The following is a 16573-nucleotide window of genomic DNA, read 5'->3' as shown; positions in this document are numbered from 1 at the left end:
AACCCAATTTTCCGGTAGGATAGCTCCCATGCCATGCAACGTAGCTACACCCTACAACACACACAAACCCTAGCGATGACTACTTCCCCAATTCCTGCACAAGAATCCTATTATGTTCTGCTGCAACAATTAATAGATGGCCAATCATTGTCGCGTACTCAAGCTGCTGAATTGATGCAAGGTTGGCTTAGTGAAGCCGTTCCTCCAGAGTTATCAGGAGCAATTTTAACAGCACTGAACTTTAAAGGCGTTTCTGCCGACGAGTTAACCGGCATGGCTGAAGTCTTACAATCACAATCAAGGCTGGGGACTGGGCAAAAATCCACCCAATCCCCAATCCCTAATCCCCAATCCGTAATTGATACCTGTGGTACTGGTGGAGATGGCTCGTCAACTTTTAATATTTCGACAGCAGTTGCTTTTGTTGTCGCAGCTTATGGTGTACCCGTCGCTAAACACGGCAATCGTTCAGCCTCAAGTCTCACCGGAAGCGCCGATGTTTTGGAAGCCTTGGGTGTAAATTTAAATGCCTCTAGCGAACAAGTACAAGCTGCTTTACACGAAGTGGGGATCACTTTCTTGTTTGCCCCTGGCTGGCATCCAGCACTCAAGGCGGTCGCGTCATTACGGCGGACTCTTAGGGTGCGAACAGTGTTTAATTTACTCGGACCGTTGGTAAATCCCTTGCGTCCAACTGGGCAAGTGGTGGGGTTATTCACTCCCAAACTTTTGGCCACGGTTGCCCAAGCTTTACAGAATTTAGGCAAGGAAAAGGCAATTGTGTTGCACGGGCGAGAAAAACTCGATGAGGCTGGGTTAGGAGATTTAACTGACTTGGCAGTGTTATCAGAGGGAGAAGTGCAGTTAACTACCATTAATCCCCTGGATTTAGATGTCACACCTGCTCCCATAGGTATGCTTCGGGGTGGCGATGTCCAAGAGAATGCGCTGATTCTCAAGGCTGTACTCCAAGGCAAGGGAACTCAAGCGCAACAGGATGCAGTAGCTTTAAATGCTTCGTTGGCGCTGCAAGTTGCGGGGGCTATACCTTTCCTGGATCATGCCCAAGGTATTAAAATCGCTAAGGATATCCTGCAAACTGGGACGGCTTGGACGAAGTTGGAGCAGTTAGTTCAATTTCTGGGGAATTGACTTGCGATCGCAATTGCGGCCGGAACTCTACCACATTACGCTTGATTGTGACATCGTAATTACCAAAAAAATCATGTCCTAAAAGTCCGGTTTCGAGTTCCGTACCAGCGATCGCAACAGGTACTCGATTCACCGTTACCCCGCCAAGTGCCATTGATTCAACATAGCCCACAGGAAATTCTACAGATCTAGAACTGGCGGTGTTTGCCTTAGCTCTCCCCACTGGCACTATTCCCAAAGAATTTGCAATCTCTTGGGTGATTACAGTGCCACTGGCTCCCGTATCTACAATCATTTCAAACTTTCGCTGGCCATTGAAGGTGACTTCCACAATTGGCGTACCACCAGCCCGCCTTTTAATCGGGGCTGTAAACACTGGTTGATCTGGAATTACAACTGCTGACGAAGCTCTCTGTGTTTCTGGTGGTAATAATTTTTTTTCTACAGGAATCGATAGAGGCGATGTGAACTTTGGTGTAGTTGCTGCTTGGGGAACCACAACTACTAGTTTTTGAGGTTCCTTAACTGCCACCGGGCGAGGAGTAGCTTTTTGTTTGGCATATTTGATTTGGCGCTGATATTCTGTGATTTTAGATTGAGCGAAGGCAAATTCTGGGGTTTGTCGCCCGACTTGTTGCATCAGAGCGATCGCATCCTGGTATTGACTGGCCACTAAATTCCAATCACCCGGAGATTGAGCAGATTGGCTGATACTCCAAGCACTGACAGCTTTATCTAACGCCAGTTCAAAAACACTAGGTTCAGTTTCAGACGCCTGTGGCGGCTGTGCTTCAGGGCTTGCTACTGGTGTTGGTGGTTCGGTAGCGGCAGGCTGTACTGATGCCAAATCACCAATTGCCGCGGGTTGCTCATTGCCAGTAGTCGTAGTGTTTCGTTTGTCTTCACTACAGGCAACACTTAAAACCGCTAGAGCGCTAAGTACAAAAATTAGGGTTGCACGGGATAAAAGCATAATTAATATTAACTGCCCAAGCTCCTGCGAATCCACTCTTTAAAGATTTTAAGTAAAAGGCAATAGGCAATAGGCAATAGGCAATAGGGAATTTTAATTTTTACTTAACAACCTGAAAACTCTTAATTGCTCGACTCATGGGATAATTGACGATTGCAGTCTTCGGGAGTAGGGAATAGGAAGTAAGAACTAGGGACTAGAGAAAAGTTTTCCCAATCCCCAGTACCCAGTACCCAATCCCCAATCCCCAATCCCCAATCCCCAGCCTATGTCCTTGTCTGACGCAATACCAGCTTTACTTGTCTTGGCAGATGGAACCACTTATCGCGGTTGGTCTTTCGGTGCTACGGGAACCGCGATCGGAGAAGTGGTATTCAACACTGGTATGACTGGCTATCAAGAAGTACTGACCGATCCTAGTTACTGCGGTCAGATTGTGATTTTTACTTATCCAGAATTGGGGAATACTGGCGTCAATTCTGAAGATGAGGAATCAGAACGCCCCCAAGTGCGCGGTGCGATCGCGCGTAATATTTGTCACAGGCCAAGTAACTGGCGATCGACCCAATCCTTACCTGACTACCTCAAACAGCACCAAATACCAGCTATATACGGCATCGACACCCGCGCCCTCACGCGCAAAATCCGGATGTTCGGAGCTATGAACGGTGGCATTTCTACGGCTATTCTGGATGAGGCAGAATTGCTAGAGCAGGTGCAGGCAGCTCCTTTGATGGCGGGATTAAATCTGGTTCGTGAAGTGACTACACCAACAACTTATGAATGGTCAGATCCCACAATTCCAGCCTGGGAATTCAACCTAGAAACTGCGAACAATATTGAGGAACCCTTTACCGTTGTTGCCCTTGATTTTGGCATCAAACGCAATATTTTGCGTCGCCTAGCAAGTTATGGTTGTCGGGTGATTGTTGTACCTGCTGATACGCCACCAGAAGAAATTCTCAACTACAATCCTGATGGTGTCTTTCTTTCTAACGGCCCTGGCGACCCTGCTGCCGTCACAGAAGGGATTGCAACTGCCAAAGCGCTGCTGCTGAGTCAAAAACCCATTTTTGGGATTTGTATGGGACACCAAATTTTAGGCCATGCCTTGGGAGCAGAAACCTATAAACTCAAATTTGGTCACCGTGGTTTGAATCAGCCTGCCGGTTTACAACAAAAGGTAGAAATTACCAGCCAAAACCATAGTTTTGCCATTGACCCAGATTCTCTACCTGCGACAGTTGTGGAAGTTAGCCACCTCAATTTAAACGATCGCACCGTTGCCGGGGTACGTCACAAGTCTCTGCCTGTATTCTCTGTACAGTATCACCCAGAGGCCAGTCCTGGCCCTCACGATGCTGATTACTTGTTTGAGCAATTTGTTCAAGCTATGCGAACAGCACGTCAAGGTGATGGGGGCTAGGGAATGGGGAGATGGCAACGCCTTGGGGAAAGGGGCAAGGGGCAAAGGGGAAAGGGAATAAACCCTACCTTTCCCTTTTACCTTTTACCTTTTCCCTACCCGAAGGGTTTTGCTCCAACAGATTGTAGACAACACGCTCAAAAACCATCTATACTTGAGCGTTCACTTTAACTTATGAGGAGGGAATTATTGCTGAGCCACTGAATCTAACCGTGAGCCTGAGGGGCACTCGTGAAGTCCGGGATAACTGTCAGCTATTCCGCCTCACAGGTTTGTTAGATGCCTTTTCTGAGCCGACATTTCGCAAGGTACTTGAGAGCAAGATTGAAGAAGGTCCTAAGCATATTATTTTGGATCTCTCACAAATCGACTTTATTGATAGCTCTGGCTTGGGTGCTTTGGTGCAAGCAGCTAAGAAGGCTCAAAACGCTAATGGCACTTTGCAAATTGTCACGAATGCCCGGGTCACTCAAACGGTCAAGCTTGTTCGCTTAGAGAAGTTTCTCTCCCTGCAACAAACAGTTGAAGCGGCTCTAGAAAACGTCAAGCAGTCTTGATTGCTCGACCTGAGAGATTAACTTAGCTATCCAGATTCAACATCGGGTAGCTGAATTTTTAAAACTTCTGGCAAAACCTCTCTCCTTGTGGGAGAGGCGCTAAGCCAGTTGAGCTATTATATATAAAACTGGTTAAGAGTAAAGATATAAACAGTCAATCAATTTTGTTTGGATTTTAGATTGCTGATAGTCCAGCTTTAGCTATTCTGGCAGTGTCTTTTGGATTTCAACGAGTACCAGAGTAATTTTTAATCTAAAAATTTAAAGTTGGCACTGTAGATTCTTATAAGGTGTTTGTCAAGTATAAATGTTTAACTCGCTCCCGCTTAACGACAATTGAAAAGTCGAGAACATAAAATACCAAGCTCTACTCAAAAAAGGGAGATTTAGGGAAATTTTCTAACTGGTTTGGGTATCATCAAGAACTTTTCAACCATGTTCTTAGAGATGTCACTGTTGGCTAGGATATTTGATAAAAACCCCAGAGAGAGAAAGTTGTAGTAAATATCAAGTGAACTGATTAATCTTGCTCTCAACTTTAACTCGATCTTCTATGCTTAGGGATCGATACCTACTCAGTAAACATAGCAATTTAGCCAATTTCAAAGACGAGCTAGTACTTCTAAATTTTCTCTGATGTAAGTAAATCTAAGAACGCAAGAAGTATGCAAAATTACCTGATGCCGAATTTGATATTAAGGTAATCTAAAATGCCAAGTTTTCATCGAAAAGATAAAATTTAGTAAGTAATTCTGATAGTGTTGATGATGCTAGGTATACTATGATGGCATACTTCAGAAAAATCACTCTTTGCGAAGAATGCCTGCAAAATTGAGCTAGTCAAGGAATGATTATTTGTGAAGTCACAGGAGGAGGAAGGGCTATTAGATGAACAAGATGAAGCTGCCAAACAGAGTTTATCTTGGACTCAAGTACTGTTGTTAACTACAGCGCCATTATCTCAACAGATTTCTTTATCACAAGTACAACAAATTTCTCCCGCTGCTTTAGCCTATCTGGGGGATGCAATTTATGAAGTTTATGTTAGAATGTTCTATCTACTACCACTACAGCGAGCAGAAACTTACCATCGTCTGGTAGTGGCACAGGTAAGAGCGGAAACACAAGCGCTACATTTGCGATCGCTGACTCCTCATCTGAGGGACACCGAATTAGAAATTGTCCGCCGGGGTCGAAACGCTGCCACAGGACGCCCTAAGCGGCTCGATCCCGGAATCTATCAACAGGCAACTAGTCTAGAAACCTTAATTGGCTACCTCTATCTCACCGATTACCAACGTCTAACCGAACTGTTGGAAATACTCCATCTTGAAAAATAGTGAGAACTCAATTTCACAATTATCAAAACAGTAGAGTAGGTCTGGTAAATCGAGCTGATCAAGATGCCCATCATACGCTATATCCTAAAACTAAAATGTCAAATCAACCAAGAAAAATCAAGACTTCTAGCGAACCCAATCGTGGGAAACCCGTAAAACTTCAAGGTAAGCGTGTTGTTACTAATCCCATTCGCAATCCCAGAAAGAAAATAGATATCAACCCCATTTCTGGCAATTCGCGTCCACAAAATAGCAACTTCTCCCATCCGTCTGTATCTGCAAAACCAGCAGAAGATAGCGATTTAATCTACGGCCGTCATCCCGTATTGAGTGCATTGCAAAATCAGCGGGGTCTCAACCGCATCTGGATTACTACCCGTCTGCGCTACGATCCCAACTTTCACCATTTGCTTTTGCAAGCCAAGGAAAATGGCACAGTCATTGACGAAGTTGAACCCAAGCGCTTAGACCAAATCACTAATCACTCTAATCATCAAGGTGTGGCGGCTCAAATTTCTCCCTACACCTATATTGAATTGCCGGATCTCATTGAGCAAGCAAAATCTGTAACCGATCCCGTCATTGTCGTGGCAGATGGAATTACCGATCCCCACAACTTGGGAGCAATTATTCGCACTGCTGAGGCAATCGGCGCTCAAGGATTAGTAATTCCCCAAAGAAGGGCTTCTGGGATCACTTCTACTGTTGTCAAAGTTGCGGCGGGTGCTTTAGAAAATTTCTCTGTAGCGAGAGTTGTTAACCTCAGCCGTGCTTTAGAAGAATTAAAAACAGCTGGGTTTTGGATTTACGGCACTGCTGCAACCGGCAGTGAACCCTTACACACAGTCAATTTCAGCGGCCCCATCGTTTTGGTAATTGGCTCTGAAGGTGAAGGTCTGAGTATGCTAACTCAACGTTCCTGCGATGTCTTAGTATCAATTCCTTTACAAGGTAAAACTCCTAGCCTTAATGCCTCAGTAGCAGCAGGTATGGCACTCTATGAAATTTATCGCCAGCGATCGCAAAATACCCTGCATTTAGAAAAATTACAAAAAATCTCTTTGAAAAAATAGCAGTAAAAGAGTATAAAGAAATGTAAAAGATAATAAAGTAACATATCCTTTAACACCCTGTAGCACGTTTACAAATCAGCGAAAACCATGAAAACCATTTGGCATAATCTCAAGGAAGGGTTGATTAATACGTTCAACTACCTCGGCTTGGCTTGGTGGGTAGAAATTGCAACGCAAAATCCCCGCTGCACATACTACTTCGGTCCATTTCTAAATTATTCTGATGCAAAATCTGCCAGCATTGGATACATAGAAGATTTGGAGATCGAAGGAGCGCAGGGAATTGTTGTGAATGTCAAACGCTGCAAACCCAATAATTTAACAATCGCTGAAGACTTGGGGGAAAGATTTGACCGCAAAGTACAGCCTGCCTTTGGCGGTCAAATTTAATAATTTAGGCAAGAGAAGAGGACGCAAAGATGCGGGGACGCGGGGACACGGAGAATTCTTTTAGTACGTCGTCTCTGGGTTTTACCTTGTTTGTATCTTCTTCTTTCACCGCGTCACCTCGTCCCCCTGTGCTATTACCTGAGGATGTTCTTCCAACCAATGGTCAATGTCACTCAGTACGAGTTGGGGAATTTCCCAGGGGAAAAGGTGGGCGGTATTGGGGTAGCATTGCCACTGGCAATTGTTCAGGTGTCGAGCTGTTTCTAAGCTAGAATCAACTGTGATGTGACGGTCTTGAACACCAGCAAGTACCAAACTAGGACATTGAATTTGTGGTAAGTCTACAAGTCTGTTATACCCTGCTTGAATTGCGCTATAAAGGGCGCGAGTAGCAGCAGGAGAAGTTTGCAAATATGCCGGCACTGCTTCGGTGGCAATATAGTTGTAACTAGTGGATGTATGTTGTTGGATTAAGTAGCGAAAAAGCGATCGCTTGCCAAAAGTTTCAATATTCCACTGCCAACTCGGTTTTATATAATTCAGTAAGGCAGCAACGCCAGTATATAAATTATCTTGCCAACTGATGGGAGGATGACTACCACGGGGTTTTGCTGCTGTTGCTACCAAAATCAGACCTGTAATGCGCTTTGGCAAACGTAGTGCCAGTTCCATTGCCAGAATGCCGCCAAGTGACCATCCCAATACTAAGCATTTTTCAATTTCAAAGCGATCTAGCAACGCTTCTAAGTCCGTCAAATGGTCATTCATATCAAATTTACCATTCCAGCGACTTTTGCCGTATCCGCGTAAATCTGGGGCAAAAGTTTTGTAGCGTTTTGATAAATGATTGGTGAACACAGAAAGACTGCGACCAGAACCAGGATGACCATGTAGGGCTAAAATTGGAAATCCTTGGCCTTGGACGTAGACGTTGAGATTTGCAGCAGTAGTAGTATAACTTTGGCGATCGCTCATCATATCATGTCTGGTTAATTACTTTCTAAACTCGAAGAACCCCACCCCGCCAAAGCTATGCCTTGTCTCCCCTAAGAGCAAGCCTACGGTGTACACACAAGTCCGAAATAGTAGTCTGTGAACGAATAATTGACGAGTAAATTCTCTGTAGAGACGGCGATTTATCGCGTCTTGTGAACGTGTCAGTCTTTTAGACGCGATAAATCGCGTCTCTACATGAGGGCTTTCTGGCTTATCCCAAGCGTATTGGAATAAAACTCGATCTGACTTGTGTGTACACCGTAGCCCCGCAAGCGGGGAGGAGATTAAGGGGTGGGGTCTAATGATTAACGAAATCATAACTAATTACCCGAAGATAATATTACTCACCGTTCTCCTATCTGACAAATAAATGTTTCAAAATACGCTGATTTTCAGTTTCCAACGTTCTAATTTATAAAATTGCCTTAATCCAATCTAGCCTTTGCGTCATAGCCGTTTGTTGTCCTATTTGTTTAATTGTGTCATACCACTAGCAACGAAGAATTAAGCAAGATTTACAGGTAGTTTCAACTAAGTACAGCTTTGCAGAAGTTTGTAGATAATTGAAATAATAAATTTCTTACTATAAATTCATGGGAAACTGTAGTTGGTGAAGTTGAGAAACTTCTTTGTAGACACCAAGATTAATTGAGAATAGTATTAATCTTAAATAGGTAAGTTTAAGAAATCGGTTCAAAAACCATTTGGGGGATCAACACTTCGTCTTGTAATTCTCCAATACCTAAAAAGCGAGTCTCTTCATCATAAACTCGCACGATTCCAGAAACATCGAAAGTTAGAGAAATCCGCTGACCTTGACACCATTTTTGAGCAGATGTTGGTGGTAAAGTAATAGGTGACAAATGTTGTAATGGTGCATCTGGAGAGATGGGTTGAAATGTCCCAGCTTGGAGTTGCGTTTCTAAGTCTGCCAAAGTGAGACTATCTGTTAAATGGAAACCACTGCTTTCGGTACGAATTAAAGCCGCAAGGGTGCCACCAGTTTCTAAAATTGCACCCAAGTCACGAGCGATGGCTCTAATATATGTACCACTTCCACAGGCGATCGCCACATCCAATTCCGGAAAATCTCCTTGGCGCCAGTCCAAAATTTCTGTGTGAAAAATTTCCACTGTCCGCACTGGAATTTCTACTATTTCACCTTTACGTGCTAAGTCGTAGAGACGTTTTCCATCCACTTGAATTGCACTGTAACTGGGTGGTATTTGCTCTATTTTGCCTTGAAATTTTGATAGTGCAGTTTTTACTTGTGCCAAACTCAATCCAGCACAAGCTTGAGAATTAATAATTTCACCTTGTAAATCATCGGTTGTAGTACGCACACCCAGCCGAATTGTCGCTTTGTAAGCTTTGTTTTCTGGTAAATATTGTAATAGTCTAGTGGCTTTACCAAAAGCGATAGGTAACACTCCGGTAGCTGCTGGATCTAAAGTTCCTGCGTGTCCCACGCGTTTGAGGCGCAACAATTTCCGCACCCGCGCCACACAATCGTGGGAAGTCCAGTCAAATGGTTTGTTTAAGTTGAGAAAACCTTGAAATAACACAAAATCAATACTTCCACTTTTTAAAGTTTATTAAATGCTCAAAACCTATTAACCACAATCAAAACTTGTTTTCAACATCTTACCGAAGAATACACAAAAACCCCAGATAGCCCGAAACATTATCCGCAAATATCAGGTTGTCATTTATAAGTTCAAATACATAAAACTATAATAGATAAAATTCACATGACACTTCTTGTTTTTGTTAGCTACAAGCTAGGGTAGCACAGCTGTGCTACCCTACAAAATGCTGTATATCAAGATTAACTATTATATCATGAGTTCGGGCAATTAGACTTTAATTAACATCAATAAAATGAAAAAAACAATCTTCACTACTACATTTCTTTTTTGCTCTATATTGATTGTCAGTTGTGGTAATTCTGGCAACAGTACTTCTCAACAGAATCAATCTAATCAAGAAAACATACCAATAGTTAAGCAAAGTAATTCTGAATCTAGTTCAGCAAATAAAGCAAAGATAGAAAATCAGGAAAATCCAAAAGAAATTAATCATTCAAGCTCATATGAACAAACAGCTATTAAAAATGATAATCCAACTTCTGGCACTATTAAAGGTATGCAAAATGGTGATTTAAAATGCTATGTTACCGTTGTTGATCGCAATGGTAAATTATACGAAAGTGTTGGCGCTACATTTGATGTTTGTGAGCCAGATAAATACGCGAATAAAAATGTAAATTTATCTTATGAACTAGAAAATGTCAATGATTGCCAAAGTATTGAGCCTTGCGGAAAAACAATCAAAGAATGGCTAATTAATAAAATCGAAATTCGAGATTAAAAATCACAAAATTAATCTCATGGAAAAACGCCAATTTATTGAGTTATGAATTCTGGCTATGCCGAGAGTTGACCCATTGAGAATACCTTTGGTAAGGTGACTGTAACTTTAGTTCCTTGTCCTACTTGACTGAATAAAGCGATATTACCACCGTGTAACTCTACACAAGCTTTGGCGATCGCCAACCCTAAACCTGTGCCAGGAATTGTATCAACGTTACTTCCACGACTGAAAGATTGAAACAAATTTTCTTGATCTGCCATCGGGATACCAATTCCCCGATCTTGGATGGAAAAAATGACTTGTGATTCTTTACCAATGAGGTGGAACTCTACAGTACCCCCATCTGGAGAATACTTAATTGCATTGGACATTAAGTTAGTAAAAATTTGCTGTAAAAGCCCGCGATCGCCCCAGAAGCCCTGATTATTTCCAGTAATCTTAAAAATCAATTCGTGGCGATCGCCTGCTGTTTCTCGCTCTTGTTCTATCAAGTCAGAAAAAAATTCTAATAAGTCGAGCTGCATTGGCTTCAGCTTGGGCTTTTGCACTTCAAATTGATTAACCAAAAGCATATTGTCCACAAGTTTGGACATATACCTTGCTTTTTGTTCAATAATTCCCAGAAACTTCTGCTGTCTTAACTCATTGAGCTGCTGGCTATGTTTTACCAAAGTTGATGCAGCAGCCAAAATTGAAGTCAAGGGTGTTCGATACTCATGGGAAACTGTTCCAATAATTTGAGATTTAAATGCATTGAGTTGTTTTTCTTTTGTCAGGGCTGCTTGAGTTTGGGCTAGCAATTCCGCCTGTTGGATAGCAATAGCTAGTTGCACCGATACTTCATTTAACATCTGGGCATCATCAGCTTGCCACTGTCGTTCAAAAGAATTATGGTGGGCAATCAACAAACCCCAAAGCTTGGGAGTTGGGTTTCCATTGTTGCTCAGATTAATCGGAACTACCAGATTTGATTCAGTATTAAATTCCTCTCTCAGGCTTAAACGATTACACAAGCCAAGCTCATAAATGTGAGGGATGGGGGATTGGGGATTGGCGATTGGCGATTGGGAATAAGACGCCGTAACGCGGTGACGCGGTGAGGAAGTCGGAGTCTTGGACGCCACTTCCTTCAAGCCGGGAAACCCCTCCAACGGAGTGGCTCCGCTTTCCGTCGAGTCCGAACTTCCGAACCCCAAGGGTGACGCGGTGAAAGAAGAAGACACGGTGACCGGGAAACGCGCTGATTCAGGGAAAAAATTCTCCGTGTCCCCGTGTCCCCGTGTCCCCGTATCCTCTTTGTTCCCAGCCCCGACAAGATCGCATAGCGCTACGGTGGTGTATGGCTCAACTGATGAGGCAACTATCTTACCGTCTCTATCAGTGGCAAACTGATATACCATCACGCGATCGCATTTCAGAAGTTGTTGCACCTCCGCTACAGCCGTATTCAAAATTTGCTCTAGGTTAAGAGACTGGCGAATTCTCAGAGCAGTTGTAGCAATTAAGCGCTGACGCTCAAGAGTTTTACTGAGTTGGGCTTGCAAGTATAATTGCTTAATAGCGTTGCGGACTGCTAGTTGCAGTACATCCTGTGTCAGGTGTTGCTTGACTAAATAATCCAGCGCACCTCGTTTCATTGCTTGCACAGCAACTTCTTCATCACCACGTCCTGTCAACATAATCACAGGCACAGAAGTCTTAAATATCTCCTGTTGCATTTGATCGAAAAGTTCTAACCCACTTTTATCAGGTAGGCAATAGTCCAGCAGAATCACGTCACAATGTATTTTTTGACACAAAGCGAGTCCGTCTTCTGCACAGTCAGCCTCCAAAATCTGGTAGGACTGGTGCGGATCTTTCAAAAGATATCGACGATAGATTTTCCGATCTGCTGCACAATCATCGATGATGAGTAGCGTCCATGTGTCCAACATATTAAGTATGAGGATTGGGGAGCTATGTAGATCCCTTTTATCCAGATTGTGGTTTATTGCATAATTCTAAAAATAATATAAAATAAATATAAATAAAATCTAAATTCTTTACGAAACCTAAAGCGCTCGCAAATACTACAAGGCAGCAAGAAAGACGGGAAAATGGGGAAAATCAATCTCAGACAGACAAGCAAACACAGTGACTCAAAGACGAGAATGTCTCTGTGCCCTCTAAGTCGTCTTCTTTGTTATCCCTTTGTCCCTACTGCCTTATCAGCAGAAAATAAACAAACTAATCCAAGACGGGCGGCGTATTCGCTTCAAGCCAGTAGTCCACGAAAGCCCGAATCGTCTTTTTTAGTTCTTGAGCATCCATTGGCTTTACTAGATATCCATTTGCGCCCTTTTGGTAGCACAATTCAATATCTTTGGGGTTCGATGACGTAGTAAAAACAACAATGGGGATTTCCTTAAAACTGTTGTCTTGCTTAAGCCGAGCTAATATGTCACGGCCATCAATACCGGGTAAATTGAGATCGAGCAAGATCACAGAGGGTCGTAATGCTAGTTGAGAGTTGCATGTGTCTTCGCCCTGGTCGTAGGTATCGCTCCTATTTTGATAGAGGAACTCTATAACCTCGTCCCCATTAGTACAACGATGTATGGGGTTCTGGACGGACATGTGCCGCATCAGACGTTGTAGCATCCGAAAATCTTCATTGCTGTCCTCAACAACGAGCAGAGGTTCATGAAGTTTTTTTGTCATTCGTGGTCTTAAAACAACTTAACAAAAATATATATTTGGTGACTATCTTAAACTATTCGAGCGTAAAATAGAATATCGAACCGACGCCTAAAGTAGACTCGACCCAAATTTGACCGTTGTGAAGTTCAACAATTTTCTTAACAATAGCTAGCCCTGCACCTGCTCCTCCGCCGTATTTTTCCTGGGAGTGCAGGCGCTTAAATAGTCGAAAGATAGTTTCTAGATGATGTTGTGGAATTCCAATACCGTTATCGCGGACATAAAAGATTGGGGACTGGGAAGAAGACGGGGTGACGGGGTGACGTGGGGACGCGGGGAAAGAAGACGCAGGGAGGGCGTGACGCGATGACGCGGTGAGTAATTTCTCAGTGTCCCCGTGTCCCCGTGTCCCCGTATCCCCTCGTCCCCGCGTCCCCGCGTCCTCTTCTAAGTAGCCAATCTCAACCCATTTTTCAGCTTTATCATTATATTTGAAGGCGTTACCAATCAGGTTGCTGAAGACTTCGTTGACGAGAACGCGATCGCACTGAATTATGGGTAAAGGTCGAGGAATGCGAACATCGACAAATTGAGAGGTTTGGCGACTAGCACCAAAGACTTCAATTACTTGGGTGACCAATTCGTTGAGGTCGGTTACTTGCTCTCGCAGTTGTGCTTGTCCTAACTGGGAGAGTCGCAGCAGAGCATTAATCAGTGTTTCCATGCGTACAGACAAGGAGACTACTGTCTGCAAGCACTCAACGCCGTCATCATCTAAGATTTGGGCATAGTCTTCTAAGAGTACCGTCGAGAAATTATAAATACCGCGCAAAGGTTCCTTGAGGTCATGGGAAGCAGCGTAGGCAAAGGAGGCTAGTTCTTGATTGCTGCGTTCTAACTCCAAATTAATTTTGGCTAACTCATCAGCCTTGGAGAGTACAATACCAACGATCGCATTTCTCAAACTCAAGGCACTCTCAAGTTCGGACGTCCTCCAAGGTAGAGAAGTTAATCTCACTGTTTCTTGCCAAGCGGCAAAAGATTTTCGCGCAGATACGGTAACGCTACCATCTGCTTGGGCTTGAATTGATTCCTTGGGATTACCTGCCCAGTTTACCGTCTGGATAACTTCAGGACGAAACCAAAGGATGTAATAGCGCCGGACTTGAGAAATCCGCAGTAGCAACAAGCCGCTAGCTGTATCTTTGAATATCAGCGCCTCTGGATAAAGCTTTGGCAAAGAATCAGTGGAAAACAAGTCGTCATTAACTTGAGTATCCGCCCATTCAATCAAGGCCTGCACCTGGTGAATATTCGGTGTTGCTCCCACAAGAGTAACTTCATTATCCAGACAAATCGCTGCTCCTGAGGCACTGACAAGATCCAACAAACGGATTTCAGGTTTGATGAGGGCATCGATAAAATTGTCTGCTTGGGAAATTGATTTGAGAAACTCAGACTGTAGAGATTTGAGCTTTACTTCATAGTCCCATTCCGAATGACTAATTTTGTGCGCCAATTCTGAAGAAACTATCTGTCCCAAAAATTCGCACATTTTCAGCACTTCGTAAGAAATATACTTTGGTGTTTGATGATGGCAAGATATTAATCCCCAAAGCTTTTGATCTTGAATCAGCGAAATCACCAAAAGAGCCGTCACTTGCATGTTTTGATGATATTCAATACAACACGAATCAAAACTGCGTAGCATAGAGTAGCTTAAGTCAAGATGGTGATGTGTTGTCGGATTTTCTGTGGGAACTAGCTTTACAGGTTCGGCAGTCAAATCGGGGATGAAGCGGAGAAAGCAACGTGTGTATAATTCCCTAGCTTGGGCTGGAATATCTGTAGCGGGATAGTGGAGTCCTAAATAAGGTGATAAATCTTCTCGTTTGACTTCTGCAACTACAGAACCGGCTGCTGACTCGTCAAATTGATAAACCATCACCCGATCGAAACCAGTGATTTCTTGGAGTTTCTCTGCTGCGATGTGCAAAAATTCTATTAGATTGGATGTGCTTTGCATTTTAGCGATCGCTTCACCCACCAAATCATGAAAGCCGAAGAAACTCAACTCCGATTCCGAGTCTCTCGGTTCTAGCTCTACAATCACAGCCTCTTGTGTTCGATGAACAATAGCATCAAAGTATCGTTCACCATTTGAAGTGTTGATTAATACTTTAAAAGCGTTAGAAATACCAATTTTTTTCACCAAGCACTGCTTAACAGCTTCCACTTTTCTCGCGTCAAGCAAATAGCTCAGCGGTTTACTGAGCAAATCTTCTGGTTCTTTACCCAAGTATTCTTGGGTATTGTTGCTGACTTGCACTATCTCTAGGTGAGTATTGAGTGCTAACAGTACGCCATGAGGTTGAATAGAGCCAGGTATATGAATAGGTTTGCGATCGTGGTTAGTCAGAGCAGTAGCTTGGGCAGTGGTATCTTCAGACTGGCTCATAAATCAACTGATGTAAAGCTGATTTTTACAATAGCGCAATTAAATGTCACATTTCTTAAAAGTATATGCCTAGAAGTGTGAAGGCGATCGCATCTAACCCTACTTCATGTAATAGATTTAAAGGTATTGGACTCGGCTGGCTTCTAGAACTGATAATGCTCGTGACAACTACAACTAACGCAAAAAATGCGATTAACAGTTGTTTTCCTTAGCCATTGGCTCTGAGAATTACTTTTGTTTGTTGTAGTTAATATGACAATAAACGAAAAACACTACTCAAGCGCTAAGAATATGGATATGGGTAAAAACAAACACCAAATTTCAAAAAACAACTAAATTTTATATATCTAAGGAAATAAGACTAGTGACAATGAAACTTGATTAAATCAAGTTGATAACACTAAATGATGCCCACTAGGCAGCTAGTTCGCAGCTAGCTACCTGTAGGACTTCCTCCCTAATTGATTAGCCAACTCAGGAGACGAATACATCGTGTCAAACAATTTTGAGTGTGTACATCCTCTTGAAGATAGAGTAAGCATAAATGTGGATAATTTTCATCATCAAGAAGATAGAAAAGATATAGGTATTTTTCAAGGGAGGACAATTCTTGTAGTAGATGACAATGAAGATATTATTGCTTTAATTACCTGTATTCTTAAAAATTATGGCATTCGTGTAATTACCGCTTCATCAGCTTTAGAAGCATTTGAAATTCTGAAAAAAATGACAGTGGATCTTTTAATTAGCGACATTGATATGCCAGAAAATTCTGGATATTTATTAATTAAAAAAATGCGAATGATTGCGTCTGCAAAAATTAGAGAAATTCCCGCGATCGCCTTTAGCTATCGTGCTGAAAATAAAGCTTATAAACAGGCTCTTGCATGTGGGTTTCAAAGTTATATGAAAAACCCTTCAAACCCGACAAAGTTAATAACAGAAGTAGCAAAACTACTGGGGCGTTCTTATAACAGAAACTTTTCGTTATTTGGTGATTATTCCTGTTGAGATAAAAGGTGAGGAAATCAAAATTCAAGAGTTAAAATTAGGACTGACATATTGAAATAGAAATCAAGTATAGGGATTTTCATTATGAATGTAAGTAAGTCGGCGGGGAAATTTATAACTATGTAACGAAAAGTTAACCGTAGAG

The 16573-nt window shown here is 42.6% G+C and carries 14 protein-coding genes; 8 read left to right on the top strand and 6 right to left on the bottom strand.

Annotation, left to right across the window (positions count from 1 at the left end):
- Positions 1-75 precede the first annotated feature (75 nt).
- Complete coding sequence (gene trpD / locus ACM0OY_RS24000) at positions 76-1152, top strand: anthranilate phosphoribosyltransferase (RefSeq protein ID WP_414571372.1); 1077 nt, start codon at positions 76-78, stop codon at positions 1150-1152.
- On the opposite strand, the gene ACM0OY_RS23995 is transcribed toward trpD, so the two are convergent.
- Positions 1082-2134: a TIGR02281 family clan AA aspartic protease gene (locus ACM0OY_RS23995; protein WP_414571371.1), complete on the bottom strand. Its 1053-nt coding sequence runs from the start codon at positions 2132-2134 to the stop codon at positions 1082-1084. The two genes, trpD and ACM0OY_RS23995, sit on opposite strands and share 71 nt — an antisense overlap.
- 259 nt (positions 2135-2393) lie before the next feature.
- Here ACM0OY_RS23995 and carA point away from each other — a divergent pair, with 259 nt between their 5' ends.
- The 5 genes from carA to ACM0OY_RS23970 all read left to right on the top strand — a co-directional run bounded on the left by carA (position 2394) and on the right by ACM0OY_RS23970 (position 6911).
- The gene (gene carA, locus ACM0OY_RS23990) at positions 2394-3551 is read left to right on the top strand and encodes a glutamine-hydrolyzing carbamoyl-phosphate synthase small subunit (protein WP_414571334.1); all 1158 of its coding nucleotides are present in this window, start codon (positions 2394-2396) and stop codon (positions 3549-3551) included.
- Positions 3552-3763: 212 nt separating this feature from the next.
- Positions 3764-4108 carry an STAS domain-containing protein gene (locus ACM0OY_RS23985; RefSeq protein WP_244918039.1) on the top strand — a complete coding sequence of 115 codons (345 nt, stop codon included), beginning with the start codon at positions 3764-3766 and terminating at the stop codon, positions 4106-4108.
- 857 nt (positions 4109-4965) lie between these two features.
- Positions 4966-5448, top strand: a complete 483-nt coding sequence (locus ACM0OY_RS23980; protein ID WP_414571333.1) for a Mini-ribonuclease 3 — start codon at positions 4966-4968, stop codon at positions 5446-5448.
- A 95-nt stretch (positions 5449-5543) separates the two neighbouring features.
- Positions 5544-6521: a 23S rRNA (guanosine(2251)-2'-O)-methyltransferase RlmB gene (gene rlmB, locus ACM0OY_RS23975; RefSeq protein ID WP_414571332.1), complete on the top strand. Its 978-nt coding sequence runs from the start codon at positions 5544-5546 to the stop codon at positions 6519-6521.
- Positions 6522-6608: 87 nt separating this feature from the next.
- Complete coding sequence (locus ACM0OY_RS23970) at positions 6609-6911, top strand: DUF1816 domain-containing protein (RefSeq protein WP_414571331.1); 303 nt, start codon at positions 6609-6611, stop codon at positions 6909-6911.
- A gap of 105 nt (positions 6912-7016) precedes the next feature.
- Here ACM0OY_RS23970 and ACM0OY_RS23965 read toward each other — a convergent pair whose 3' ends face one another.
- Both ACM0OY_RS23965 and truB read right to left on the bottom strand, forming a co-directional pair.
- Entirely contained in the window at positions 7017-7886 is an 870-nt protein-coding gene (locus tag ACM0OY_RS23965) for an alpha/beta fold hydrolase (RefSeq protein ID WP_414571370.1), read from the bottom strand.
- 701 nt (positions 7887-8587) lie between these two features.
- Entirely contained in the window at positions 8588-9472 is an 885-nt protein-coding gene (gene truB / locus ACM0OY_RS23960; protein ID WP_414571330.1) for a tRNA pseudouridine(55) synthase TruB, read from the bottom strand.
- A 316-nt stretch (positions 9473-9788) separates the two neighbouring features.
- Here truB and ACM0OY_RS23955 point away from each other — a divergent pair, with 316 nt between their 5' ends.
- Positions 9789-10277 carry a hypothetical protein gene (locus ACM0OY_RS23955; RefSeq protein ID WP_414571329.1) on the top strand — a complete coding sequence of 163 codons (489 nt, stop codon included), beginning with the start codon at positions 9789-9791 and terminating at the stop codon, positions 10275-10277.
- Positions 10278-10333: 56 nt separating this feature from the next.
- Here ACM0OY_RS23955 and ACM0OY_RS23950 read toward each other — a convergent pair whose 3' ends face one another.
- The 3 genes from ACM0OY_RS23950 to ACM0OY_RS23940 all read right to left on the bottom strand — a co-directional run bounded on the left by ACM0OY_RS23950 (position 10334) and on the right by ACM0OY_RS23940 (position 15417).
- Entirely contained in the window at positions 10334-12214 is a 1881-nt protein-coding gene (locus ACM0OY_RS23950) for an ATP-binding protein (RefSeq protein WP_414571328.1), read from the bottom strand.
- A 292-nt stretch (positions 12215-12506) separates the two neighbouring features.
- Positions 12507-12980, bottom strand: a complete 474-nt coding sequence (locus ACM0OY_RS23945) for a response regulator (RefSeq protein ID WP_414571327.1) — start codon at positions 12978-12980, stop codon at positions 12507-12509.
- 52 nt (positions 12981-13032) lie between these two features.
- Positions 13033-15417, bottom strand: coding sequence for an ATP-binding protein (locus ACM0OY_RS23940; protein ID WP_414571326.1), 2385 nt, complete (start codon positions 15415-15417; stop codon positions 13033-13035).
- A gap of 492 nt (positions 15418-15909) precedes the next feature.
- On the opposite strand from ACM0OY_RS23940, the gene ACM0OY_RS23935 reads away from it, so the two are divergent.
- Positions 15910-16428, top strand: a complete 519-nt coding sequence (locus ACM0OY_RS23935; protein ID WP_414571325.1) for a response regulator — start codon at positions 15910-15912, stop codon at positions 16426-16428.
- Positions 16429-16573 lie beyond the last annotated feature (145 nt).

Origin of the sequence: Nostoc sp. CCY 9925 (assembly GCF_963920935.1) — a bacterium.
GTDB lineage: Bacteria > Cyanobacteriota > Cyanobacteriia > Cyanobacteriales > Nostocaceae > Nostoc.
The sequence above is the reverse complement of the archived record's forward strand: the minus strand, read 5'-3'. Positions and strand labels throughout refer to the sequence as shown.